This is a genomic window from Brevibacterium sp. ZH18 (assembly GCF_022748595.1).
GTDB lineage: Bacteria > Actinomycetota > Actinomycetes > Actinomycetales > Brevibacteriaceae > Brevibacterium.
The window spans coordinates 1-20453 of sequence record NZ_JALDSX010000045.1 but is presented as its reverse complement, the minus strand read 5'-3'; the positions used below and the strand labels follow the sequence as shown (position 1 = coordinate 20453).

The 20453-nt window shown below is 64.2% G+C and carries 26 protein-coding genes; 10 read left to right on the top strand and 16 right to left on the bottom strand.

Going from position 1 to position 20453, the window contains the following annotated elements; genetic code table 11:
- Positions 1-17: 17 nt before the first annotated feature.
- A complete protein-coding gene (locus MPN20_RS13965) occupies positions 18-512 on the bottom strand; it encodes an SRPBCC family protein (RefSeq protein WP_242783091.1) in 495 nt (164 codons plus the stop codon).
- 71 nt (positions 513-583) lie between these two features.
- On the opposite strand from MPN20_RS13965, the gene MPN20_RS13960 reads away from it, so the two are divergent.
- Positions 584-1228: a mismatch-specific DNA-glycosylase gene (locus MPN20_RS13960; protein WP_242783090.1), complete on the top strand. Its 645-nt coding sequence runs from the start codon at positions 584-586 to the stop codon at positions 1226-1228.
- 4 nt (positions 1229-1232) lie between these two features.
- Here MPN20_RS13960 and MPN20_RS13955 read toward each other — a convergent pair whose 3' ends face one another.
- From MPN20_RS13955 to MPN20_RS13945, 3 genes are all read right to left on the bottom strand, one after another.
- Positions 1233-1850, bottom strand: a complete 618-nt coding sequence (locus MPN20_RS13955) for a thymidine kinase (protein WP_242783089.1) — start codon at positions 1848-1850, stop codon at positions 1233-1235.
- Between the two features lie 104 nt (positions 1851-1954).
- A complete protein-coding gene (locus tag MPN20_RS13950) occupies positions 1955-2416 on the bottom strand; it encodes a VOC family protein (protein ID WP_242783088.1) in 462 nt (153 codons plus the stop codon).
- Positions 2417-2476: 60 nt separating this feature from the next.
- Entirely contained in the window at positions 2477-3202 is a 726-nt protein-coding gene (locus MPN20_RS13945; RefSeq protein WP_242783086.1) for a hypothetical protein, read from the bottom strand.
- Between the two features lie 178 nt (positions 3203-3380).
- On the opposite strand from MPN20_RS13945, the gene MPN20_RS13940 reads away from it, so the two are divergent.
- Positions 3381-3599: a YrhK family protein gene (locus MPN20_RS13940; protein ID WP_347566833.1), complete on the top strand. Its 219-nt coding sequence runs from the start codon at positions 3381-3383 to the stop codon at positions 3597-3599.
- Between the two features lie 69 nt (positions 3600-3668).
- On the opposite strand, the gene MPN20_RS13935 is transcribed toward MPN20_RS13940, so the two are convergent.
- The 5 genes from MPN20_RS13935 to MPN20_RS13915 are packed head-to-tail and all read right to left on the bottom strand — an operon-like array spanning position 3669 to position 8437.
- Entirely contained in the window at positions 3669-5150 is a 1482-nt protein-coding gene (locus tag MPN20_RS13935) for an ATP-binding cassette domain-containing protein (protein WP_242783085.1), read from the bottom strand.
- Between the two features lies 1 nt (position 5151).
- Entirely contained in the window at positions 5152-5967 is an 816-nt protein-coding gene (locus tag MPN20_RS13930) for an energy-coupling factor transporter transmembrane component T (RefSeq protein ID WP_242783084.1), read from the bottom strand.
- On the bottom strand, positions 5968-6831 hold the full coding sequence (locus MPN20_RS13925) for a histidine kinase (protein WP_242783083.1): 864 nt from the start codon (positions 6829-6831) through the stop codon (positions 5968-5970).
- A complete protein-coding gene (locus MPN20_RS13920) occupies positions 6828-7946 on the bottom strand; it encodes a nucleoside hydrolase (protein WP_242783082.1) in 1119 nt (372 codons plus the stop codon). Before MPN20_RS13920 ends, MPN20_RS13925 begins: the two co-directional genes overlap by 4 nt.
- Before the next feature lie 38 nt (positions 7947-7984).
- The gene (locus tag MPN20_RS13915) at positions 7985-8437 is read right to left on the bottom strand and encodes a DUF2695 domain-containing protein (protein WP_242783081.1); all 453 of its coding nucleotides are present in this window, start codon (positions 8435-8437) and stop codon (positions 7985-7987) included.
- A gap of 102 nt (positions 8438-8539) precedes the next feature.
- Here MPN20_RS13915 and MPN20_RS13910 point away from each other — a divergent pair, with 102 nt between their 5' ends.
- Complete coding sequence (locus tag MPN20_RS13910) at positions 8540-9433, top strand: carbohydrate kinase (RefSeq protein ID WP_242783080.1); 894 nt, start codon at positions 8540-8542, stop codon at positions 9431-9433.
- Positions 9434-9443: 10 nt separating this feature from the next.
- Here MPN20_RS13910 and MPN20_RS13905 read toward each other — a convergent pair whose 3' ends face one another.
- The gene (locus MPN20_RS13905; RefSeq protein WP_242783079.1) at positions 9444-9935 is read right to left on the bottom strand and encodes a helix-turn-helix domain-containing protein; all 492 of its coding nucleotides are present in this window, start codon (positions 9933-9935) and stop codon (positions 9444-9446) included.
- 84 nt (positions 9936-10019) lie between these two features.
- Between MPN20_RS13905 and MPN20_RS13900 the strand changes: the two genes are divergently transcribed.
- Complete coding sequence (locus tag MPN20_RS13900; protein WP_242783077.1) at positions 10020-10664, top strand: dihydrofolate reductase family protein; 645 nt, start codon at positions 10020-10022, stop codon at positions 10662-10664.
- 82 nt (positions 10665-10746) lie between these two features.
- On the opposite strand, the gene MPN20_RS13895 is transcribed toward MPN20_RS13900, so the two are convergent.
- Positions 10747-11433: an SDR family oxidoreductase gene (locus tag MPN20_RS13895; RefSeq protein WP_242783075.1), complete on the bottom strand. Its 687-nt coding sequence runs from the start codon at positions 11431-11433 to the stop codon at positions 10747-10749.
- 160 nt (positions 11434-11593) lie between these two features.
- Here MPN20_RS13895 and MPN20_RS13890 point away from each other — a divergent pair, with 160 nt between their 5' ends.
- The 5 genes from MPN20_RS13890 to MPN20_RS13870 all read left to right on the top strand — a co-directional run bounded on the left by MPN20_RS13890 (position 11594) and on the right by MPN20_RS13870 (position 15336).
- Positions 11594-12169 carry a 1-acyl-sn-glycerol-3-phosphate acyltransferase gene (locus MPN20_RS13890; RefSeq protein WP_242783074.1) on the top strand — a complete coding sequence of 192 codons (576 nt, stop codon included), beginning with the start codon at positions 11594-11596 and terminating at the stop codon, positions 12167-12169.
- 63 nt (positions 12170-12232) lie between these two features.
- Entirely contained in the window at positions 12233-12673 is a 441-nt protein-coding gene (gene arfB / locus MPN20_RS13885) for an alternative ribosome rescue aminoacyl-tRNA hydrolase ArfB (RefSeq protein ID WP_242783073.1), read from the top strand.
- Positions 12674-12705: 32 nt separating this feature from the next.
- A complete protein-coding gene (locus MPN20_RS13880; RefSeq protein ID WP_242783072.1) occupies positions 12706-13206 on the top strand; it encodes a DinB family protein in 501 nt (166 codons plus the stop codon).
- A gap of 78 nt (positions 13207-13284) precedes the next feature.
- Complete coding sequence (locus tag MPN20_RS13875) at positions 13285-14505, top strand: N(5)-(carboxyethyl)ornithine synthase (protein WP_242783071.1); 1221 nt, start codon at positions 13285-13287, stop codon at positions 14503-14505.
- 63 nt (positions 14506-14568) lie between these two features.
- Entirely contained in the window at positions 14569-15336 is a 768-nt protein-coding gene (locus MPN20_RS13870; protein WP_242783070.1) for an amidohydrolase family protein, read from the top strand.
- A 49-nt stretch (positions 15337-15385) separates the two neighbouring features.
- Here MPN20_RS13870 and MPN20_RS13865 read toward each other — a convergent pair whose 3' ends face one another.
- From MPN20_RS13865 to MPN20_RS13845, 5 genes are all read right to left on the bottom strand, one after another.
- Positions 15386-16333: an alpha/beta fold hydrolase gene (locus MPN20_RS13865; RefSeq protein WP_242783069.1), complete on the bottom strand. Its 948-nt coding sequence runs from the start codon at positions 16331-16333 to the stop codon at positions 15386-15388.
- A 330-nt stretch (positions 16334-16663) separates the two neighbouring features.
- Positions 16664-16861 (bottom strand): hypothetical protein, encoded by a 198-nt coding sequence (locus MPN20_RS13860; RefSeq protein WP_242783067.1) that lies wholly within the window; start codon positions 16859-16861, stop codon positions 16664-16666.
- Entirely contained in the window at positions 16858-17178 is a 321-nt protein-coding gene (locus tag MPN20_RS13855) for a HigA family addiction module antitoxin (RefSeq protein WP_242783065.1), read from the bottom strand. Before MPN20_RS13855 ends, MPN20_RS13860 begins: the two co-directional genes overlap by 4 nt.
- Positions 17153-17434: a type II toxin-antitoxin system RelE/ParE family toxin gene (locus MPN20_RS13850; RefSeq protein WP_242783063.1), complete on the bottom strand. Its 282-nt coding sequence runs from the start codon at positions 17432-17434 to the stop codon at positions 17153-17155. The genes MPN20_RS13855 and MPN20_RS13850 overlap by 26 nt, the downstream gene beginning before the upstream one ends.
- A 428-nt stretch (positions 17435-17862) precedes the next feature.
- Positions 17863-18585: a helix-turn-helix domain-containing protein gene (locus tag MPN20_RS13845; RefSeq protein WP_242783061.1), complete on the bottom strand. Its 723-nt coding sequence runs from the start codon at positions 18583-18585 to the stop codon at positions 17863-17865.
- Between the two features lie 87 nt (positions 18586-18672).
- On the opposite strand from MPN20_RS13845, the gene MPN20_RS13840 reads away from it, so the two are divergent.
- The gene (locus MPN20_RS13840) at positions 18673-20430 is read left to right on the top strand and encodes an oleate hydratase (protein WP_086999542.1); all 1758 of its coding nucleotides are present in this window, start codon (positions 18673-18675) and stop codon (positions 20428-20430) included.
- The last annotated feature ends 23 nt before the right edge of the window (positions 20431-20453 follow it).

Below are 20453 nucleotides of genomic sequence, written 5' to 3'. Positions count from 1 at the left end.
CAGATCAGTCAGAACGCCTAGCTGCGCAGGCGACTCGCCAATCCCCGGTGGCCTGCTCTCATCACGGACGCATGCATCATGGCCGAGACAGGACGCATCATCCGGATCAGGGTCCGTGCCGAAGTCACACACCAGGTCGAGCTGATCGTCGTGATCGGTCCAGTCTGTTCCAGAGTCCACACCCCGATTCCGCGGAGGTCACCATCAGCGGTGAAGGAGACGAAGCCCGGAGGCTGGATGTCAGCAAGGGCGATCCCGAAGTTCAGTCTCAGGCCGATGGGGCTCCTCACCTCCAGCTGAGCCCGGCTGCCCGGAGCCAGCACCTCGTCGAGGGATTCTGCTGCGGGAAGCCCCGGCCACCAGGTCGGCCAAGAGTCAACATCGGCGAGAACGGACCAGACGCGCTCAATCGGCGCGTTGACTCGCCACAGACTCTCGAAGTGGAAGGCCGATGACTCCCCCGGTCGCGACTGCACATGTTCGTGCCTGGTGACTTCATGCCTGTTGACCATAGGCCTCCCTGCGCTTCGACCTCGACGGCGCCCGATTCGACACCGTATTCCTCGACGGTAGTGTGTTGGACGTGAACGAGGAAAGTTTAATCAGCACCCGCAGGCCCTCACCCTTGGGCGGACGCAAACCGACGAAGGACGACCTCTCCGCATTCGCCACAGAGGATCCGAATGCCATCGACGATATTCTGCCCACCGACTCCTCCGGACTGAAGATGCTCATCGTCGGGATCAATCCTGGACTGTGGACGGCGGCGGTCAACGCTCCTTTCGCCCGGCCCGGCAATCGGTTCTGGCCATCTCTTTACCAGGCGGGGCTGACCGATCACCAGGTCGATGCTTCGCGTGGACTGACCGCCTCCGATGAACAGCAGCTGCTGAGCCGCGGCATCGGCCTGACGAACCTCATCGGCCGGGCCACGGTGCGAGCCGATGAGCTTTCCAAAGAGGAACTTCGTGACGGTGCTGCACACCTCGTGACGCGTGTTGCTCAGCTCAGACCTCGAGTAGTCGCCATTGCCGGAATCACCTCGTTTCGCGTCGGCTATTCTCAGCCCAAGGCGATCTTCGGCAAACAGGACACGACGCTCATCGACGGATGGCCCGATGATGTCGACCTGCATGTCGTCCCGCAGCCCAGCGGTCTCAATGCTCACTATCAGGTGGCGGACCTCGCGCGGATCTGGCGTGAGGTGTGGGAGAGCATCGAAGAGTAGAGGCCTATTTGATCGCCCCTGGCGAGAAGTGCGTCCGACAGCGGGCCACATAGGATTCGAGGCCGCCGATATGGCTGGCATCGATGGCCGTAGCCGACAGCTGTGACGACTCCTTCGATTCCCTTGCCGGCAGTCGTTGATGGAAGACGGCGTCTCTGCCGCAGATCGTGCACACAGCAGTGAGCTTGAGGACATCCTCGGCGATGGCCATGAACGTCGGCATCGGTTCGAACGGTCCACCGTCGAAGGTCACGCACAACCCTTCTACGATGACGTCGGCGCCCCGGGCGATGATGTCGCCCACGACCGGGACCAGATCAGGACCGAAGAACTGAGCCTCATCGATGGCGACGAGATCATAGTCCTCGCCGTGGGCCGCCTCGGCGAGAGAATCGATGTCGCTTAACGGCACGGCTGGGATGTTGACGCCGATGTGCGACGTGATCGTCGACAACTCAGATCTGGTGTCCAGGGAATGGCTGATGACCAGGACCTTGATGCCGGCGATCGTGGCCCGCCGGACTCGGCGCATGAGCTCTTCGGACTTTCCCGAGAACATAGGGCCGGCGATGACTTCGAGGCGGCCTGCGGGCCGAACCGAAGCGACTGGGTTCAATGGCATGAACCCAGCCTACGCCGAAGCGGTCGTGGCCAGACGTGCTCAGGAGCCAGACGTGCTCAGCAGATTGGGGAATGAGGACCGTCTCGATTCCGCTCATCGTCTGCTCAGTCGAGGCAGAATTCGTTTCCCTCAGGATCAGCCATGACGATGAAGCCGGCTTCCATCGGCGGGTGCGGTTCGACCCGCTGCAGACGGTCAGCGCCCAATGTCTTCAGACGCTCGCATTCGGATTCCAGTGCAGCCATGCGGTCATCTCCCTGGAGGCCCGGGGCAGCTCGGACATCGAGATGAACTCTGTTCTTGACAATCTTGTCCTCGGGCACGATCTGGAAGAACACGCGGGGCCCGCGCCCCTGCGGATCTTCGATTGCCGCTCGGAAGTCCTCAGGGGCCAGCGGCACCCCGAGGTTCTCGAGGAACGTCGTCCACGCTTCGAACGGATCGTCGCCGGATTCCAACGTCCGTCCGGGCGGACCCGGGATCACATATCCGAGCACCTCAGCCCAGAAACGCGCCTGTGCGAACGGATCGCGGCAGTCGAAAGTGATCTGAACAGCTCGAGTCATTGCGTCTCCCCTTTGAGATGGTTGATTCAAGGATACCTGCCAGAACAGCTGTGCCGACTGTCAGAACAGCTGCGGTGAGACCGAGAAGAGGCTCGGACAGTCTTCTCGAACCATTTCGCTCAGCTTCTGGGTCCCTGCGAAGAGATCCTCGATCATGTCGACTGCCGACAGCACGCGCTCCTTCGAGACGCACGGCATCAGTTCACCATATTTGAGATATCCCTTGAGAGATCCGTTCGCAGCAATTCGCAGACCTATTCGACCCGCAATGAGCCAGGTGACACACTCGGCTTCGAATCGGGCCCGACTGCTGATCCTCGCATCGGGACCAGCAGCGAGGTCGCTGACGCCATCATGATCGACCGCACTGGCCGAGGCAATGCCGAGTTCAGGATGTGCTCCCCTGTGACCGGTGAATATCAGCCCGAGCTCGAAGAAGATCCGCCCCAGCATCACCGTGGGACTGCGTGTCTCTGGGAGGCCGGTGATCACCAGGCCGCTGCCGCGCACGATGTCCATGACAGACCGTTGCCCCGCCCACGTCGGTGCGCTGTCTGCACCGGGCGGCAGTGTCCCGAGAGAGCTGCCTGCCGCAGATGTCTTTGCGAGCGACAGTGCGCGATCGGCGAAACGCTGCTGAGCCAGCGCTCCGGCGTCGACCGCCGAGAGCTGGGGACCTCGTCGAACTGCCTCGAGAACCTCGTCCCAGGGCACCGACGTCAGAGACTCCCTATGGTCCGCGTGGCCGGCGGCGAGTGCATCGAACCCGTTTTCAGTCCTGTTCATGTCCCTCACACTATGCCTCGCCACTGACATAGGAATCGTGCTTCACCGCCGCAACCGCCTAGCATCGGGAGAGAGATGACCCGACCGGCTAGACCTGGAGGACGACATGGCCGCTGACAATCACGACCTGACGATTCGCATCGGCCATGACGAACTCATCATCTGACAGCGGTATCAGGTGCTGAGCATCGTCAACGACGTCCTCATCGGCATCTGGTTCCTCATCGGCAGCTTCATGTTCTTCTCCACCGAACTGGTGACAACCGGTACGTGGCTGTTCGTCGTCGGCAGCATCGAGATGCTCATCCGACCGGTCATCCGCCTCATCCGGCATGTGCACCTGCAGAAGATCGCCGGACCAGGGGCCGCGACCGCCGACTCCTCATTCGACTTCTGAGTCCACGAGCAACCGCGGGGATGCACCGAATAGTGCCACTGATCCTGTCATTCTCGCTATCTCATGTCCTCATGATTCCGGTGCCGGGTACAGCGTCCCGGCGTCCAGACGGAGGATGCGGTTCGACATCGCAGCCGCCCACGCCCGGTCGTGAGTCGTTGCGAGGATGGAACCGCCTCGGCGCAGGAATCGCGAAATGAACGCGTTCAGTCGGGTGATGGCCGCATGGTCGCGCCCCAAGGTCGGCTCGTCGAGCAGGAGGATGCGTGGGCTAGTGACGAGTGCCGATGCCATCACCACATCTTTTCGTCGGGCGATGTCGAGATCGTACGGGTGCGTGTCACCGGCCTCGGTGAGGTCCATGTCCATGATCGCCGAGGCGGCAGCTTCGTGTCGATGGGCACGGACCGTGGGCCGGTCCCTGCGTCGATGCGGAGGCAGAGGTGCGGAAGTCTCGACTTCTGCCCGTACTGTGGCGGCCGAGAGCTGGCTGCCCGGGTCCTGTCCCACCCAGCCGAGGTGCCGTGAGCGTTGATGGGTCACCAGTTCCTCGAGGCGTAGGACGTCGCCAGCGGATTCGGTCGTGATCGTTCCCGCTGTGCGCGCGTCAGGTTCGATGAGCCCGAGCAGATGGCGCAGCAGCGTGGATTTTCCGGCCCCGTTGGGTCCCATGATCGTCACGAGCTCCCCAGCACCGAGGTCGAGGTCCACCGAGTCGAGCACCGTCGACTGGCCGCGGACGACGCTGAGACCGCGGGCACTGAGCACTGGGGATGGCGCGAGCTGCGAAGCACCAGCGCTCGTGGGGCGCCTCTCAGGATCTGGTCGTCCGTGGGGTTGTGCCATAGGTTCGGCGTCGTGACGACGCGAATCCCAGATTCCATGTCGGCGCGCTTCCGCCGGCGTCACCGATGAGTCCGTCGTCGTCAGTCGACCGGCATCGAGGATGCTCACCCGATCGCACGCGTCGGTGAGGTCATCGAGCTGATGGGCAGTGATGAGTACTGATCCGCCCTGGTCGCAGAAGGTGCGCAGCGCGGTGACGAGCCGTTTCCTGGTGTGCGGGTCGAGTGAGAGTGAGGGCTGATCGAGGACGAGGACCATAGGGCGCAGTGTGAGCAGTCCCGCTAGTGCCACCAACTGCCGCTGCCCGCCGGAGAGGGTCTCGAGCCGACGCTTCCACAGGTGGTCGATGCCCAGCGAATCAAGTGCCGTGTGAGCTCTGCTGATCGCCGGTGCGGAGTCGTTGCCGTTGAGTCGGCCGGGAAGCTGCACCTCGTCGCCGACGACACTCGTCATTCCGCTCAGCTGCGCCTCGGGGTCATCGCCGAGCATGACTGCCGACCCGTTCAGATGCAGTACCCCTGAGACGGTGCCGCGGTCAGTGAGAAGCCCCGCGACCAAACGGCACAGCGTCGAGGTGCCCGATCCCAGTGGGCCGAGGACCGCGTGCATCTGCGCAGGCTCCACGCTGAGAGTGACGGCGTCCAAAGCCGGAGAGTCGGCTCCACGATAGACGAATCCGATGTCGTCGAGGGTGAGGCTCATCATCTCAAGCACCCCCGATCAGCGCTTCGGCGGTGGGCAGGGGAAGGACCCCAGCCACGGAGCATACGACGAGGACGATCGTGAGCACAGGGACACCTCGGCGCAGGAGGGTCTGGCCTCGCCCGTCGAGGTGGTCCTGAAGTGGGACGGGGTGACCCGAGGCACCGAGGCCGCGCTGTTCGAGCACGTCGTGGCGGCCTTCGACTTCGACGAGCACCGAGGTGAACAGGCCGGTCACGATCCGCGGGAGCAGTCGCACCCGCACGCTCCACCTGTCGACGTCCCAGCCTCGGGCAGCCCGGGCTTCCATGATCTGAGTGGTTCGGGTGCGGATGAGCGGGATGAGTCCGATCGCCGAGGCACAGATGTAGGCCACCGATGCCGGCAGCCGCAGGGAGCGCAGCCCGTCGAACAGGCGCGCAGAATCAGCCCCGAGGCCGAAGAACGCGCACAGGGCGACCAGCGCGGTGACTCGCAGCCAGATCTGGCCGGCGATGAGCAGCCCTTCGACGCTCAGGTGCGCGGGGCCGAGACTCCACAGCACGCTCACCTCGGTGCCGGGGTAGAACAGCCCCTGCACCACGGTGACGACGAACAGGGTGGGCAGGCACAGCACGGCGAGGCCGATGAGCCAGGTCTGCAGTCTCACAGACGGTGAGATCAGGACTGCTGCGAACGTGCCGATGATGATGGCGATGGGCACGACCGGGGACGGAATGCCGAAGACGAGCAGCAAGGAGCAGACGAGGACGATGAGCTCCGTAGCCGGGTGCCAACGCCTCCCGGACTGCTGTTCCCGGTCGAGAACAGTGGTGGTCATTCAGCCGATCCGCACCGGAGTCTTCTCTCGCGCTCGCCGCGGGAGACTGTGATCGGTGAACGGATAGCGGTCGAGGATCCGCCGGGGCAGGGTGCGCAGGACAGCATAGGCCAGGGCGAAGATGAGCGCCTTGTCGATGATGTCGGAGAACAGGCTCTGCGCCAGGGTCGCGTTGAGCATCTCGAGACCGGCAGCCTGCAGGATCGCCACGACTCCCCCGGTGCCCGATCCCAAGCCGCCGCCGAAGACATAGGCGGCCACCGGTGCGCCGAGTGCCCCGGCGGGAATGCCGGCGATGGCTCCGGTGATGACGGCGAACCAAGGTGTGCGGAACGCGCCGAGGCGGGCAGCCCAGCCGGCGGCAGCGCCGATCAATCCGGCTCCGGAGCTGAAGGCGATGACGCTGGGGCTCAACGTCACGCCCCAGATGAGGTTCGAGATGATGCCGGTGAATGCGCCGGCGGCGGGTCCGGCGAGGACGCCGATCATCACGGTGCCGATCGAGTCGAGGTAGAGCGGGACCGGCGTGAAGTTGCCGATGATCTGCCCGATGACGATGTTGAGGGCGATGGCGACGGGGATGAGGGCGATGATGCTGCGTGGGATGAGCGGCAGGGTGCCGGCGGCCAGGAGGACTCCGCCGACGAGGTAGCCGACCATTACCCACAGGGTGGTGTGTCCGAGTTCGGTGCCGAGGTTGGCCGGTTGAGTCAGCAGAACGGCGATGTACGTGCCGACGATGACGAGGGTGCCCAGGAAGGTCAGGGTCAGTGGAAGCTTGTTGCCTGTGCGGCTCTTATTGCTCTGGTTTTGTCCGGGACCGACGGTGATGGTCGGCCCCTGCCCAGACTGTCGAGTGCTCATAGTGGTGGTGTGGGTCCTTTCTTCAGGGTTTCGCCGAGGTGGTCGAGGAAGTCGTGGGCATCGATCGTGCGGATGATCTCTGCATTGACTGCTGTCCCCCACCGCCCCAGCCAGTCGGCGACGGTTTCGCCACGTGTGAGTGTACCCGTGAGTTCGACGTCGACGGGCGCCCAGACGGTCGTGGCCCAGGGCAGGTCGCCACGAGTTCCATTGGGAATCTCCGCCGAGGCGGGGCTTTCGCGTGACTGTGCCTGGCTCCCGCGCGCCCATTGGAGGGCACAGGCGAGGACGAAGGGGTCGTGGATGTGAGCGATGTAGCCCAGCCCGTCCCATTCGTGGAATTCGAAGTAAAACCGCAGTGCCTCGGCCAGTTGTCTGAGCCACTCGTGCCAAAGGGAATCAGCACCGGCCGGGTGGGTGAGGATCGCGCGGAGTCGTTCGGGGGTCATCTCTACCGCTTCGGTGGCTTCGATGGGGGCGATGACCGGCAGATGCCGACTCGTACCTGCTTCGTGCGCTCGTCCGAACTCGGCGAGGACGCGAGCCGTCGCGTCAGGGTCGAAGGTGACGTTCCATTCCGTGGTCGGGTGAGTGTTGCCGCGGTAGTTGAAGGCGCCGCCCATGATGAAGAGCCTCTTGAGAAGATTGGGCAGTTCAGGCTCGAGGCCCAATGCGAGTGCGAGATTCGTCGCCGGTCCGGTCAGGATTCCGATGAGCTCACCGGGGTGCGCCCGTGCCGCGTCGACCCACGCCTGAGCCGCAGACACGGGGTTCGGTGCCGTCCTCGGTGCGGGCAACCGGGCGTAGCCCGCCCCGGAGTCTCCGTGGGTGAGGTCGGCGAATTCGGGAGACTCAGCATCCTGGTCCTCGTAGGGAGGGCGGCCGTCGTGCCAGGCCAGCGGCAGGTCGTGGCCGCGATGCACCGGAATCTCCGAACGCCCCGCTAGTTCCAGCCAGCCCTGAGTATTAGCCACGACTTGAGCGGTGGGCACGTTGCCACCGGATGCTGCGATCCCGACGATGTCGACATCGTTCTGGCAGAACAGATAGCCGAGGGCGACTGCGTCGTCGATCCCGGGATCGCAGTCGAGGAACACAGGCAAAGTCGATGACATGGACTCTATTCTGCCGGAGTCTCACTGCTTCATCACCCTCAACGCCTCCGGGCCCAGTTGCCGCATGGCTGCGTCGAGCCACGGCGAACGAACTGGCAGCACAGGTAGAAGACCGCGGCAGGAGGCTCGTTCACCCCGAACTCTGCACGGAGGTCGACAGGTTCGGCGGCAACGATTCTGGTGCCGATGATCTTCCCGAAGTCCGACCCGGTGATCCACAACGTGTCCGACAATGTGAAGGCGTTGCGGAGGATCTCGCCGTCACAGCAGCAGACACCCATGGTCTTCAGACGATCGAGCAGTGCTGTGGCTCTCGGCGCGGTCATTGTGCGAAAAGTGCGTGCGAAGCGGAGGGTGCCGTTGCAGCCGAACTCATCAAGCTGCCGGAAGACGTAGCAGGCCAGACATTCTCCTGCTCGCGGCCCCAGTACCCGGTCAGAGGCCTCGGCGGCGATTGTGCTGACGTCAGTGTCAAGTGTGTTCTCGTCCATACCATGACGATTCCATACGGCACTGACACGAAACAGTCTCATTCGTCATGTGTGCACGATAGTCGTACTATTCTTGCAGGTCACCTGCTTAGAATTGCGACTATGCCCATCCTTGTCGTCGGTGAGGCGCTCATCGACATCGTCAGCACTGTCGACGCACCGGACCGCTATGCTCCTGGCGGGGCTCCTGCCAATGTCGCACTGGGTCTGGGGCGCCTCGGCGCCGAGGTCGAACTGCTCACCGACATCGGCGATGACTTCCACGGCGGATTCCTGCTGGCCCATCTGCGGGAATCGAGCGTGGCGGTGCACGCACGGCCGACGGGATCGACATCGACGGCTCGGGCAGTCCTGTCGGCTGACGGTTCAGCAGAATACGAATTCGCTCTGCGCTGGGCCCCGGATGGCTCTCTCCTCGAAAGACGAGCATGGTCGGCGGTCCACGTCGGCTCGATCGCGGCGTTCCTCTCCCCGGGCGCAACGGTCGTCGATACGCTGCTCGAAGACGCTCGGACGTCATCGGCACTGCGCACCTTCGACCCGAATATTCGCCCGTCAATCATCGGAGAGCGTGAAGAATCACTGGCGCGGTTCGAGTCTCTTGCCGCGCGGGTCGATGTGGTTAAACTCAGCGATGTCGATGCCGACTGGCTCTACCCCGATCTCAGCGCAGCCGACCAGCTCGAGCGGATCCTCGGGCTCGGGGTACGGCTCGTAGCCATGACCCTAGGATCGGACGGTGCGATCGTCATGACCGCCTCGGCGAGGGTGAGGATTCCGGCGCAACGGGTCAAGGTCAGGGACACGATCGGCGCGGGAGATTCGTTCATGGCCTCGCTCATCCATGATCTGCAGGACCAGCCCCAGGCCACACAGATCGAGGACATGGGCGAGGACGCGCTGAGGCGCCTCGGCGAGAACGCCTCACGACGGGCCGGCGTCACCGTCAGTCGGGTGGGAGCTGACTTGCCCTGGGAGAGCGAGGAAGGCGCCTAGCCGTTCGAGGTCAGGCTCGCCCGAACTCGGCCTCATAGGCCGCGCGCAGACGCTCCGAGGCCCGTGGCCGAGGCGATTCAGGAAGCGGAACGCCGAGGTGGGCTTCCCGCAGTTCGTCCATGAGGTCACGAACCAGCTCGGGTGACTCAGCGAGAATTCTGGATCTCACCGTCAGCTCCCGGGAGGTGGGCCTGTGGGTCATTCCCCAGGCGCCGAGTGCGACCATGACCGGCACGACCTGGATCCCCGCCTCGGTGAGGGAATAGGCGGCCTTCTGGCCGCGGACGGTGGCCGCACGGGTCAGCAGACCTTCGTCGACGAGCTTCTTCAGTCGGCTGGAGAGCATATTCGAGGCGATTCCCTCATCGTTGAGACTCAAGATCTCCCGGAAATGCCGGCGATTGCCGAACACGATGTCACGGAGGACGATGAGACTCCAGGAATCGCCGAGGACCTCGACGGCTGCATTGATCGCGCAGCCAGAGCGCGGATCCTTTCGCAATTCGTCCTCCTAAGTGGTTGCAATCGGCAATCACTGCATTCTACGCTTGGCTCAATCATCATCGACAATCACATCGGAGTGGTCATGGTTCGAGCGCGCGTGCACAGTCAATTCGTCTCGCTCGACGGCTACTCTGCCGGCGACTATGTCACGTTCGACGAGCCGATCGGCGGAGCCCAGGCGCTTTTCGGGTGGTTCGACGGTCAAGGTATCGAAGGGATCCATGCTGTCGATGCTCCGATCACGCTTGATCGTGCGCTGTTCGCGATGTGGGGTCAGGGCATCGGCGCCGAGATCATGGGTCGAAAGAAGTTCGGTCCTCAGGAAGGTCCCTGGCCCGATGACGGATGGCGCGGCTGGTGGGGCGAGGAACCGCCGTTCAAAACTCCCTGCTTCGTGCTCACCCACCACCCACGAGAGTCCCTGGAGTTCGACAACGGCACGAGCTTCCATTTCGTCGAAGCCTCCCCTGATGAGGCTCTGGATCAGGCGATCAGCGCCGCGAACGGCCTCGACGTGCGCATCGGCGGTGGGCCTTCCACCATTCGCCAGTTCCTCGCCGCTGACCTCATCGACTTCATGCACGTGGCGATCGTGCCGATCACGCTGGGCACCGGAGTGTCGCTGTGGGAAGGTATCAGCGGCATCGAAGACCGATTCGCCATCGAGACGATCGGTTCGCCGAGTGGTCTGACACACCAGCTGTGGAATCGGACAGAGCGCGGATGAAAACGGCGTAAGAACGACGATGGGGAGACCGAACACTGAGTTCGATCTCCCCATCTGCACGTCATCTGTGCGTCGTGAAGGACTACTTCACGGCGTCAGCGATCGGCGTGGTGCCGTCGTAGAAGTTCACGGTCTTCCGCTTCGCGGCGTCGTTGGCAATGACGTAGGTCATCACGTCGGCGACGAGTTCGCGTGAGGTGACCCGCGTGTCACTGTCCGGAGTCGTGCCGTCGACGTCTCCGGAGTCATCGGCCAGCAGCACGCTACCCTGAGACGGCTCCAGGGTCAGTCCGCCAGGCCCGAGAATGGTGTAGTCGAGTGAGCTTGCGCGCAGGTGCTCGTCGGCTCCGTGCTTCGCTTCGACGTAGGGGTAGAACGAGTTGTCCGGATCGACCCGCTCGAGGTCGACACCTGCACTGGAGTAGGAGACCATGACGAAGCGGTCGACTCCCGCTTCGGCGCTGGCATCGACTGCGCGCTTAGCGGCCTCGAGATCGACGGCTTTGGTGCGTTCGGGACTTCCGCCTCCGGCTCCGGCGGAGAACACGACTGCCTTGGCGCCGGTGAATACGTCGGCGAGGGCCTTCGTGTCCGCCGTCTCGATGTCGAGGACGACGGGATTGGCGCCTGCAGCTTCGATGTCCGCGGACTGGTCAGGATTGCGGATGACCGAATCGACCGAGAATCCGGCGTCCTTGAGTTTGGGTGCCGCCAAGAGCGCGATCTTGCCGTGTCCTCCGAGGATGACTACGCGATCGGAATCTGACATCAATTTCTCCTTCGTCGGTGGGATGTGTGGCTCGTACACACAGGACAGCCAATATCGGCACGTGATTATTCCCAGCAGCGATGATCTCCCACCACCGTCGCCGAGGTGGTCGCTCACGTCGCCGAGCGCAGAACTAGGTGGGTGCTCTACCGTAGTGAACATGCTTCGACGTCTCGCCGCCCGCGCATTCTGGTTTCTCGGTCCTTGGAAACTCGTCACCGAGCCGGCCCCGAACCGGCCCACCGTCCTCATCGGCGCCCCGCACACCTCGAACTGGGATTTCCCGGTCATGCTAGCCATCGCCTGGCGCCTGGGCATCGAAGTCCATTGGCTGGGCAAGAAGAGCCTGTTCACCGGTTGGCGCGGGCCGATCATGCGCGGACTCGGCGGAATTCCGGTCGACCGATCCGATCCCAAACGCGTGGTCGCCGAGGTCATCGATCGTGTCCATGCCGGTGAGGTCTTCGGGTTGGTCGTCACTCCCGACGGGACCCGCAAAGGGCACTCCCACTGGAAGTCCGGCTTCTACCGCATCGCGATGAAGACCGGAATGCCTGTGACACTCGGCTTCGTCGACCGGACCACGATGACCACCGGACTCGGACCGACCATCGAACTGACCGGCGACATCGCCGCCGACATGGACCGGATCCGCGAGTTCTACGCCGACAAAGCAGGCATCCGTCCCGAGCACCGTGTTGAACCGCGACTGCGCGAGGAACTCGAAACCGACTGAGCGCGCTCCGACTGAGCCCACCCGCATGCCGCAATCCTGATGAGCATGCGGCAGACTTGATCCGTGGATGACCTGAATGTGCCCGCCGGACCCGGGATACCCCATGGCCTCACGGTGCCCGGCGCCGAACTGCGCGAACAGTTCTCCCGCTCATCTGGTCCGGGAGGACAGCACGTCAACACCTCGGACACACGCGTGCAGCTGAGCTTTGATATCGGAGCAACGACCGTGCTGACCGACGAACAGCGTGAGCGTGTTCTGCAGCGTCTCTCCCCCAAGCTCTCCGGTACGGTGCTCACCGTCAGCTCCGAAGAGCAGCGCTCGCAGCTGCGCAATCGCAATGCGGCCCGCCAGCGACTCGCCGAGCTCCTGCGGGAGGCGCTCGCCCCACCGGTGGAACGTCGTGCGACGCGGCCGTCGCGGAACTCCCGCCGACGCCGAGTCAGAGCAGAGCGCCGCCGCTCCGAGATCAAACGCAACCGCAGACGTCCCCACCACGAATGACATGTCCAGCTGCGAGGAGCACAATGGGCCTCATGGATATCGTTGACCTCTTCGCAGACCTCGCCCACCGCCCCCTCGACGCAGCCCAGGCTCTGCCCTCGCTGAGCGCTGAGCAGCTCAACGCCCATCCGGCCGGCCATCCGAATTCCATCGCCTGGCTGCTGTGGCACAGCGGCCGTGAGATCGACGTGCAGCTGGCCGATCTCACAGGAACCGACCAGCAGTGGGAACAATTCCGCGATCGATTCGATCTCGGCGAACTCGGTGACACCGTCGGCTACGGAGACACCTCGGACCAGGCTGGACAGATCACAGTCGATGACCAGCAGCTGCTCACCGACTACCTCGGTGCCACCCTCACCGCGCTGGTGACGTACGTGGAAGGACTATCGGAGGACGACCTCGGCGAGGTCATCGATGAGAACTGGACTCCCCCGGTCACTCGCGGTGCACGGCTGATCTCCATCGTCGACGATGCTGCAGTCCACGTCGGCCAGGCAGCCTATGCGGCAGGGGCCATCACCCGCAGCTGAGCGGATCCGCCCCGTTCGACAGTTGCGCGTATAGTCGAATGCGGAGCTGACTCTGGTTCCCCGAAGATGGGAGGCCGGATGTCCGGCACCGCTCAACCGATCACTGCTGTCTCCACCCCCTCAGCGAATGATGCCGGCCCCGCCAGCGAACTGCTGAGTCTCGGTCTGCTGGCGAACTCCTCGATGGAGAACGAGAAGCGACTGCCGATACACCCCCGCCATTTCGATCGCATCGACCCAGATGTGCGAGCTCGCATGATCGTCGAACGCGGCTACGGCTCGGATTTCCAATTGGAACCCGGCCTCGTCGAATCGCTCGTCGGACGTGTCGCGGACCGCGCTGAGGTCATCGAAGCCGCCGATGTGCTGCTGCTGCCGAAACCGCAGGCCGCTGATATCGCCGCAATTCCCGCAGGACGCGTTCTCTGGGGATGGCCACACTGCGTCCAAGACGTGACGATGGCGCAGACCGCGATCGACAGTCGGCTCACGCTCATCGCCTTCGAAGCGATGAACCACTGGACGCGTCAAGGAGTTTTCAGTCTCCACGTGTTCCACAAGAACAATGAGCTGGCCGGATACTGCTCCGTCCAGCACGCGCTGAGTCTCACCGGTTCGACCGGGGATTATGGTCCGCGGCTCAGCGCAGTCGTCATCGGATTCGGCGCTACGGCCCGCGGTGCGGTGACCGCACTCAAGGCGCAGGGGATCTACGACATCCAGGTCCTGACCCAGCGCGGAGTCGCCGCTGTCGGTTCGCCGATCCACAGTGCCCACATCACTCAACTGAACACCGACGACGGTCCGACGCATCTGTCCACGGTCGTCACCGATGAGGGCGACGTTCTGCTCCCGACATTCCTCGCCTCGCACGACATCGTCCTCAACTGCACTCTCCAGGACGTGTCTGCGCCGATGACCTACCTGCGCACGGAGGACCTGAAGGAGTTCGCGCCGGGAAGTCTCATCATCGACGTCTCGTGTGACGAGGGCATGGGCTTCGAATGGGCGAAGCCGACGACATTCGACGATCCGATCTTCACCGTGGGGCAGGGAGTCACCTACTACGCGGTCGACCACAGCCCATCGTATCTGTGGAACTCGGCAACATGGGAGGTCAGCGAGGCGCTCCTGCCGTTCCTCCGCACAGTCTTGGAGGGACCTAACTCATGGTCGGCTGACCCCACCATCTCGCGGGCGATCGAGATCCAGGACGGTCAGATCAGGAATCCGAGCATCCTCAGCTTCCAGGGACGCGAGTCTGAGTATCCGTACCCCCGAATCGCCGAGGTGGGCTGAGCCTTCCTGCCGGTCGTACAGTGAGAGTGCCCACGCTGTCCGCTTCGCCGAAGGAAACCGACTGTGTCCGACCCTCAGCCTCAACAGGTTTTCGATGCCCATCTGCACATCGTCGATCCCGCACACCCGCTGATTGAGAACAACGGCTTCATGCCGGACCCCTTCACCGTCGCCGACTATCAGGCTCGGATCTCAGACCTGCACATCTGCGGTGGGGCTGTTGTGTCCGGCTCGTTCCAGGCCTTCGATCAGGGGTACCTCGTCGATGCGCTGCGAGCATTGGGCTCGAGCTTTGTCGGTGTGACGCAGATCCCGACTGACATTACTGACCAGGAGGTCCTCGACCTCCACGAGGCAGGGGTCCGAGCAGTCCGCTTCAACGTCGCGCGTGGCGGCTCAGCTGCTCTCAGCGATCTCGATCGGATGGCTCGCCGCGTCTACGATCTCGCCGGGTGGCACACGGAGCTCTACATCGATGCGCGCACGATCGACGAGGAGCTGTCCCGAACCATCGCCTCACTTCCAGCTGTCAGCATCGACCACCTCGGGATGCATGCCGAGGGGCTGTCGAACCTGCTGCGCCTCGTCGAACGCGGCGTCAAGGTCAAGGCGACCGGATTCGGTCGAGTGAACTTGGATCCGACGGCGGTGATGCGCGCCATCGTCGACGTCGATCCGAGCGCACTCATGGTCGGCACCGATCTGCCGTCGACTCGGGCTCAGTGTCCATTCGAGAACAGCGATTTCGACACAATCCGCGAGGCGCTCGAACCCGCACAGATCGCCGCAGTGTTCTGGGACAACGCCGCGGACTTCTACCTCGGGGCCTGAAGTCGTGACGAGCAGGCTAGTCGGCGTACTCGGCAGCCGTCAGTAGCCGTCAGCGGTCAGCCGTCACTCGGTCGACGAACTCCACGATCTCCTGCTCCACCTCGGCGCGAGTCGTCGGTTCGTTGTGCACCTCGTGGCGAACACCCGGGAACACAAGGGTGCGAACATCGGCGTGGCCGGTCTCGCGAAGTCGATTGGCCACATGGTAGGCGCCTTCACCGAAGTTGCCGACCGGATCCTGATCGCCGGCCAGGATGAGCACAGGCAGATCTGCCTGGAGGTTGGCATACCACTTGTCAGAGTTGGCCTGATCGTAGATGTCAACGAAGCCCTGCAGGAATCGTGAGCTCATCGGTGCACCGAAATTGTTGAAGGGGTCTTGACCATGATCGGCCACGACATCGGCATCGAGTGCGACCCAAGCTGTCGGACCTGCGTCGGCGCCGAACCGGTCGAGGAAGCCGTCGAAGAGCTGCTCAACGAATTGGGACGGCGCGGCGTCTGCCCGGTTCTCTCCCGAGGCGAGTCCGGCCAACTCGTCACGATCGAGGGTCTGGTCGATGCCGCGCATCTGGGCGGCGATTCCGCAGAGTGCCAAACCGGACAGCCGGGACTCTGCAGACTCCGCCATTACGCGGGCGATCATCGATCCCCAACTGTGGCCGAAGACAACATACGGCACCTCGGGCAGCAGAGTGCGTGCCCTCTGCTGAAGTGTCAGCTCATCAGCAACGACGACCCGAGCGGCATCGTCACCAGCGTCCACCCAGATACCGGATTGCGCAGCCGTGCGGCCATGCCCGGAGTGGTCGTCCGCGACAACGGCGACGCCGGCGTCGAGCAGGGTGCCGATGAGGTGCATGTAGCGTCGCGAGTGTTCGCCAAGACCGTGAATCAACTGGACCACTGCCCTCGGCTCTGTGGTCGGAGTGAAGAGCCACGCCTGGATGAGGTCGCGACCATTGGCCGAGGTGAATTCGATTTCGTGCAATGCCAAAGGAAGCTCCTACTGCAGAAGCACCGTCACCCGGCGCTGTGTCGATTACATGATGATGCCCACAGGCTATCGCATCGCCGCGACCCAGCCAGCGAGGTCTCGTCGGAGCGCACATTGGGCAGTGGACCGGAACTCCATCACGTCGCCACACGTAGGGACATCAATGGGCATCGCAGTCGTCAGGCTTGAACTCACCAACATTCCGGTAGAAGTCCGTAGACCCAAGAAGATCAGCGAGCGAACCACGCATCAAGTACGCGCCTCGTCTCAAGCGTGCACGACGTCCCACCGACGTTCTCTGCCGTGACCCACTTGCAGGCGACGTGCTCGTCAGAGAGTCGAATTGCTCGACCCGCCGAGGGCACCGAGACCGTGAACTGCCTCGTCGATCCCTGGCAGGAAGTCGTCCAGTTCGCTACGAGTGACGACCAGCGCAGACCCATCTTGATGTACCTCCGCGCCGACCACGAACTTCTCCACGCCGTCACGTTGTGCAGAATCGCGGAGCTCGTCCAAGAGGACAGTCATGCAACCTCCAACGGCGTGATCCCCGCAAGCTTGTCCCGCAGAGCGCGCCGCTCGAGCCGCAACTCGTAATTGGACTGCAGGTTCATCCACAACTCCTCGGACGTCCCGAAGTATCGCGCCAGACGGATCGCCGTATCAGCGGTGATCCCCCGCTTGCCGTGCACGATCTCGTTGATCCGGCGCGGCGGCACACCGATGGACACGGCCAGCTTGTTCTGCGTGATCCCGAAGCCCTCGATGAAATCCTCCATCAGGATCTCTCCCGGGTGGATCGGCTCAATCAGGTCACTCTCAGTCGTAGTCGACGAGTTCGACATTGTCCGCACCTCCATCTCTCCAGACGAAGCAGAGCCGCCATTGCGCGTTCACGCGGATGCTGTGCTGCCCGCGTCGGTCGCCGACCAGGCGCTCCGGGCGGTTGCCTGGCGGGACCCTGAGGTCCTCGCCATCCTTCGCCGCATGGATCAGCTCGAGCTTCCGAAAGGTCGCCCGCTGCATTGTCCGGTCAACGCCCTTGACGTACTGCTCATGCCAGATGCGCTCGGTGTCCTTGCTGCCGAACGATCTGATCACAAGTCCAGTGTATAACGGACACCGTCATTAACGCTATACGTTAAACCGGAACTCCACCACGTTCGGTAGCCGAATAACCTTTGACGTAGATTGACTCCATGAGTGCTGAGCCTCGGCGGGCCGCCGTCTACCTGCGGATCTCTCAGGATCGCGAGAACCGTCGCCTGGGTGTGGACCGCCACAGGGAGGACGCCGAGGCGCTCATCAAGGCTAGAGGATGGACTCCAGCAGGGGTCTACGAGGACAACGACATCTCCGGCAGTGGAGTTCTCCGATGGCGCCATCTCCCCCGCCCTGCTGGGCGAGGACCTGACCGTGGGGGCCTACACGACCGGGGGCGGGCACGCGCCTGCCGGCCGCGCGGTGGGCAATCGCGGCGGCGCCGGCCGGTGCCAACGGCTGCCCGACCGGCCCGGACGGCTTCCGGGTCACCGGGCGGCGCCCGCCCCCGCCACCACGAGGTCGATGAGCCGGCGGAGCACCACATCGACGTCCTCGCCGTCGATCCGTCTCTGCCGGGAGCGGTTGAGCTCGGCCAGCACCCCGGCGACGATGAGGCGGGCGCCGGCCGCCGCAGCCGCACCGGGCTCCTCGACGGCAGTGCCTGTCGCAACGTCCCGCGCAGCTCCGATCGCACCGGAAGCGTCGGCCCGGCCGTCCTTCAGGCGCGCGGCGATCTGCTCTTCGAAGCGATCGACGCGGTCGAGGACCCGCTGGCGATGCGGCATGTCCGCACCGAAGAGGATCTCGCGCGCGACCCACGTCGCAAGCTCGGACCAGCGCCGCATCGCGGTGACGAGCGGCGAGATCAGCTCCGCGATCCGTTCCGCGGTCTCCCCGCCCGCCGTCGCGGTGCCGGGCGCGGCGAACGCAGAGAGCGAAGTGGTGGTCGTCGCGCGCTCGTGGGCTCCCCAGAGCGCATCGACGACCATCATGAGCAGTTCGACCTTCGTCGCCGCGTACCGGAAGACAGTGCCCTCGGCCACATCTGCCGCGCGCGCGACCTCGCTCATCGAGGTCCGCTCAAAACCGCGCTCCTCGAACAGCGCGCGCGCCGCGGCGAGGATGCGGGCGCGCTTCTCCGCCTTCGCCCGCTCGCGCCTGCCCAGCATCGCCGAGGGCGCCAGCTCCGTGTCATCCCGAGTTCCCATGCGGACATTGTAGTCGACTCAATTCTGAGTAGACTCAATATTGACGCCGGGTGATCGGCATCCGGCACGCTTCAGGAAGGATGGATCATGCAGCACACGGCAGGTAACTACGAGGCGTTCGCGCGTCCCCGCCCCGCACAGCACGCGCGGGAGACGAAGGCCTACATCGTCGGCAGCGGGCTGGCCGGACTCGCGGCGGCCGTCTTCCTCATCCGCGACGCCGGGGTCCCCGGTGCCAACGTTACGATCCTCGAGAAGGACGACATCGCCGGTGGTGCGCTCGACGGCCTCGACGTCCCGGAGAAGGGCTTCGTCATCCGCGGCGGCCGGGAGCTGGAGAACCACATGGAGTGCCTGTGGGACATGATGCGCTCCATCCCCTCCCTCGAGCTCGAGGGTGCCTCCGTGCTCGACGAGTTCTACTGGCTCAACAAGGATGACCCCAACTACTCGCTGCGTCGGGCCACCGTGCGCCGGGGCGAGGATGCGGGCCACGAGGGCCGCTTCGACCTGCCGAAGCGGGCCCAGAAGGATCTGCTCAGGATCTTCCTCGCCGAGCGTGCGGAGATGGAGGGCAAGCGCATCGACGAGGTGATGGGCCGTGAGTTCCTCGACTCGCCGTTCTGGATGTACTGGCGGACGATGTTCGCCTTCGAGGAGTGGCACTCCGCGCTTGAGTTCAAGCTCTATCTCCACAGGTTCGTCCACCACATCGGCGGACTGCCCGACTTCACGGCGCTGAAATTCACGAAGTACAACCAGTACGAGTCCTTCGTCCTGCCGCTCATGCACTACCTCACCGAGCACGGCGTCGTCTTCCGCTCCGGCACCGAGGTCCTCGATGTGGACTTCGCCCACCGCAACGGCGAGATCCGCGCCACCGCGATCCACTGCCGCCGCGACGGCGCCGAGGAGACCATCGAGCTCGGTGAGCACGACCTCGCGCTGATGACGATCGGCTCGCTGGTGGACAACTCCGATGACGGCGACCACCACACGGCCGCCGTGCTCAACGAGGCCCCGGCCCCGGCCTGGGACCTGTGGAAGCGCATCGCGAAGAAGGACCCGTCGTTCGGGCGTCCGGAGGTCTTCTGCTCCTCGATCGAGGAGACGAAGTGGGAGTCGGCCACCGTCACCACGCTCGATCAGCGCATCCCGGCCTATATCGAGCGCATCGCCCAGCGCGATCCGTTCAGCGGCCGCGTGGTCACTGGCGGCATCGTCACCGCCGAGGACTCCTCCTGGCTGCTGAGCTGGACGGTCAACCGCCAGCCGCACTTCAAGAAGCAGCCGAAGGATCAAATCGTCGTCTGGGTCTACGGCCTGTTCGTCGACGTCGACGGCGACTACGTGAAGAAGCCCCTGGCGCAGTGCACCGGCGAGGAGATCACCCAGGAGTGGCTCTACCACCTGGGCGTGCCCGTCGAGGAGATCCCCGAGCTCGCGGCGACCGGCGCCCGGTGCGTGCCGGTCATGATGCCCTACGTGACGAGCTTCTTCATGCCCCGCCGCGCGGGTGACCGGCCGCAGGTCGTGCCGGAGGGGGCGACGAACTTCGCGTTCCTCGGGCAGTTCGCGGAGACCGGCCGCGACACGATCTTCACGACCGAGTACTCGGTGCGCACCGGCATGGAGGCCGTCTACGAACTCCTCGACGTGGAGCGCGGCGTGCCGGAGACCTGGGGCTCCACGTACGATGTGCGCGACCTGCTCGAGGCCTCGGCGCGCATGCGCGACGGCAAGAAGGTGGAGATGCCCGGCCCGGCCGCGCTGCGCGGCTACCTGCGCGGCAGGCTCGAGCACGGGGAGATCGGCCAGCTCCTCGAGGAGCACGGCCTCATCTGAGCCCCGCCCACCGCGGGTGCGCC

Excerpts from the sequence above, each read along its gene's own strand:
- MPN20_RS13965 (WP_242783091.1), bottom strand. The coding sequence starts at position 512 with ATGGTCAACAGGCATGAAGTCACCAGGCACGAACATGTGCAGTCGCGA.
- MPN20_RS13955 (WP_242783089.1), bottom strand. The coding sequence starts at position 1,850 with ATGCCATTGAACCCAGTCGCTTCGGTTCGGCCCGCAGGCCGCCTCGAA.
- MPN20_RS13950 (WP_242783088.1), bottom strand. The coding sequence starts at position 2,416 with ATGACTCGAGCTGTTCAGATCACTTTCGACTGCCGCGATCCGTTCGCA.
- MPN20_RS13945 (WP_242783086.1), bottom strand. The coding sequence starts at position 3,202 with ATGAACAGGACTGAAAACGGGTTCGATGCACTCGCCGCCGGCCACGCG.
- MPN20_RS13935 (WP_242783085.1), bottom strand. The coding sequence starts at position 5,150 with ATGATGAGCCTCACCCTCGACGACATCGGATTCGTCTATCGTGGAGCC.
- MPN20_RS13930 (WP_242783084.1), bottom strand. The coding sequence starts at position 5,967 with ATGACCACCACTGTTCTCGACCGGGAACAGCAGTCCGGGAGGCGTTGG.
- MPN20_RS13925 (WP_242783083.1), bottom strand. The coding sequence starts at position 6,831 with ATGAGCACTCGACAGTCTGGGCAGGGGCCGACCATCACCGTCGGTCCC.
- MPN20_RS13920 (WP_242783082.1), bottom strand. The coding sequence starts at position 7,946 with ATGTCATCGACTTTGCCTGTGTTCCTCGACTGCGATCCCGGGATCGAC.
- MPN20_RS13915 (WP_242783081.1), bottom strand. The coding sequence starts at position 8,437 with ATGGACGAGAACACACTTGACACTGACGTCAGCACAATCGCCGCCGAG.
- MPN20_RS13910 (WP_242783080.1), top strand. The coding sequence starts at position 8,540 with ATGCCCATCCTTGTCGTCGGTGAGGCGCTCATCGACATCGTCAGCACT.
- MPN20_RS13900 (WP_242783077.1), top strand. The coding sequence starts at position 10,020 with ATGGTTCGAGCGCGCGTGCACAGTCAATTCGTCTCGCTCGACGGCTAC.
- MPN20_RS13895 (WP_242783075.1), bottom strand. The coding sequence starts at position 11,433 with ATGTCAGATTCCGATCGCGTAGTCATCCTCGGAGGACACGGCAAGATC.
- MPN20_RS13890 (WP_242783074.1), top strand. The coding sequence starts at position 11,594 with ATGCTTCGACGTCTCGCCGCCCGCGCATTCTGGTTTCTCGGTCCTTGG.
- MPN20_RS13880 (WP_242783072.1), top strand. The coding sequence starts at position 12,706 with ATGGATATCGTTGACCTCTTCGCAGACCTCGCCCACCGCCCCCTCGAC.
- MPN20_RS13875 (WP_242783071.1), top strand. The coding sequence starts at position 13,285 with ATGTCCGGCACCGCTCAACCGATCACTGCTGTCTCCACCCCCTCAGCG.
- MPN20_RS13860 (WP_242783067.1), bottom strand. The coding sequence starts at position 16,861 with ATGACTGTCCTCTTGGACGAGCTCCGCGATTCTGCACAACGTGACGGC.
- MPN20_RS13855 (WP_242783065.1), bottom strand. The coding sequence starts at position 17,178 with ATGTCGAACTCGTCGACTACGACTGAGAGTGACCTGATTGAGCCGATC.
- MPN20_RS13845 (WP_242783061.1), bottom strand. The coding sequence starts at position 18,585 with ATGGGAACTCGGGATGACACGGAGCTGGCGCCCTCGGCGATGCTGGGC.
- MPN20_RS13840 (WP_086999542.1), top strand. The coding sequence starts at position 18,673 with ATGCAGCACACGGCAGGTAACTACGAGGCGTTCGCGCGTCCCCGCCCC.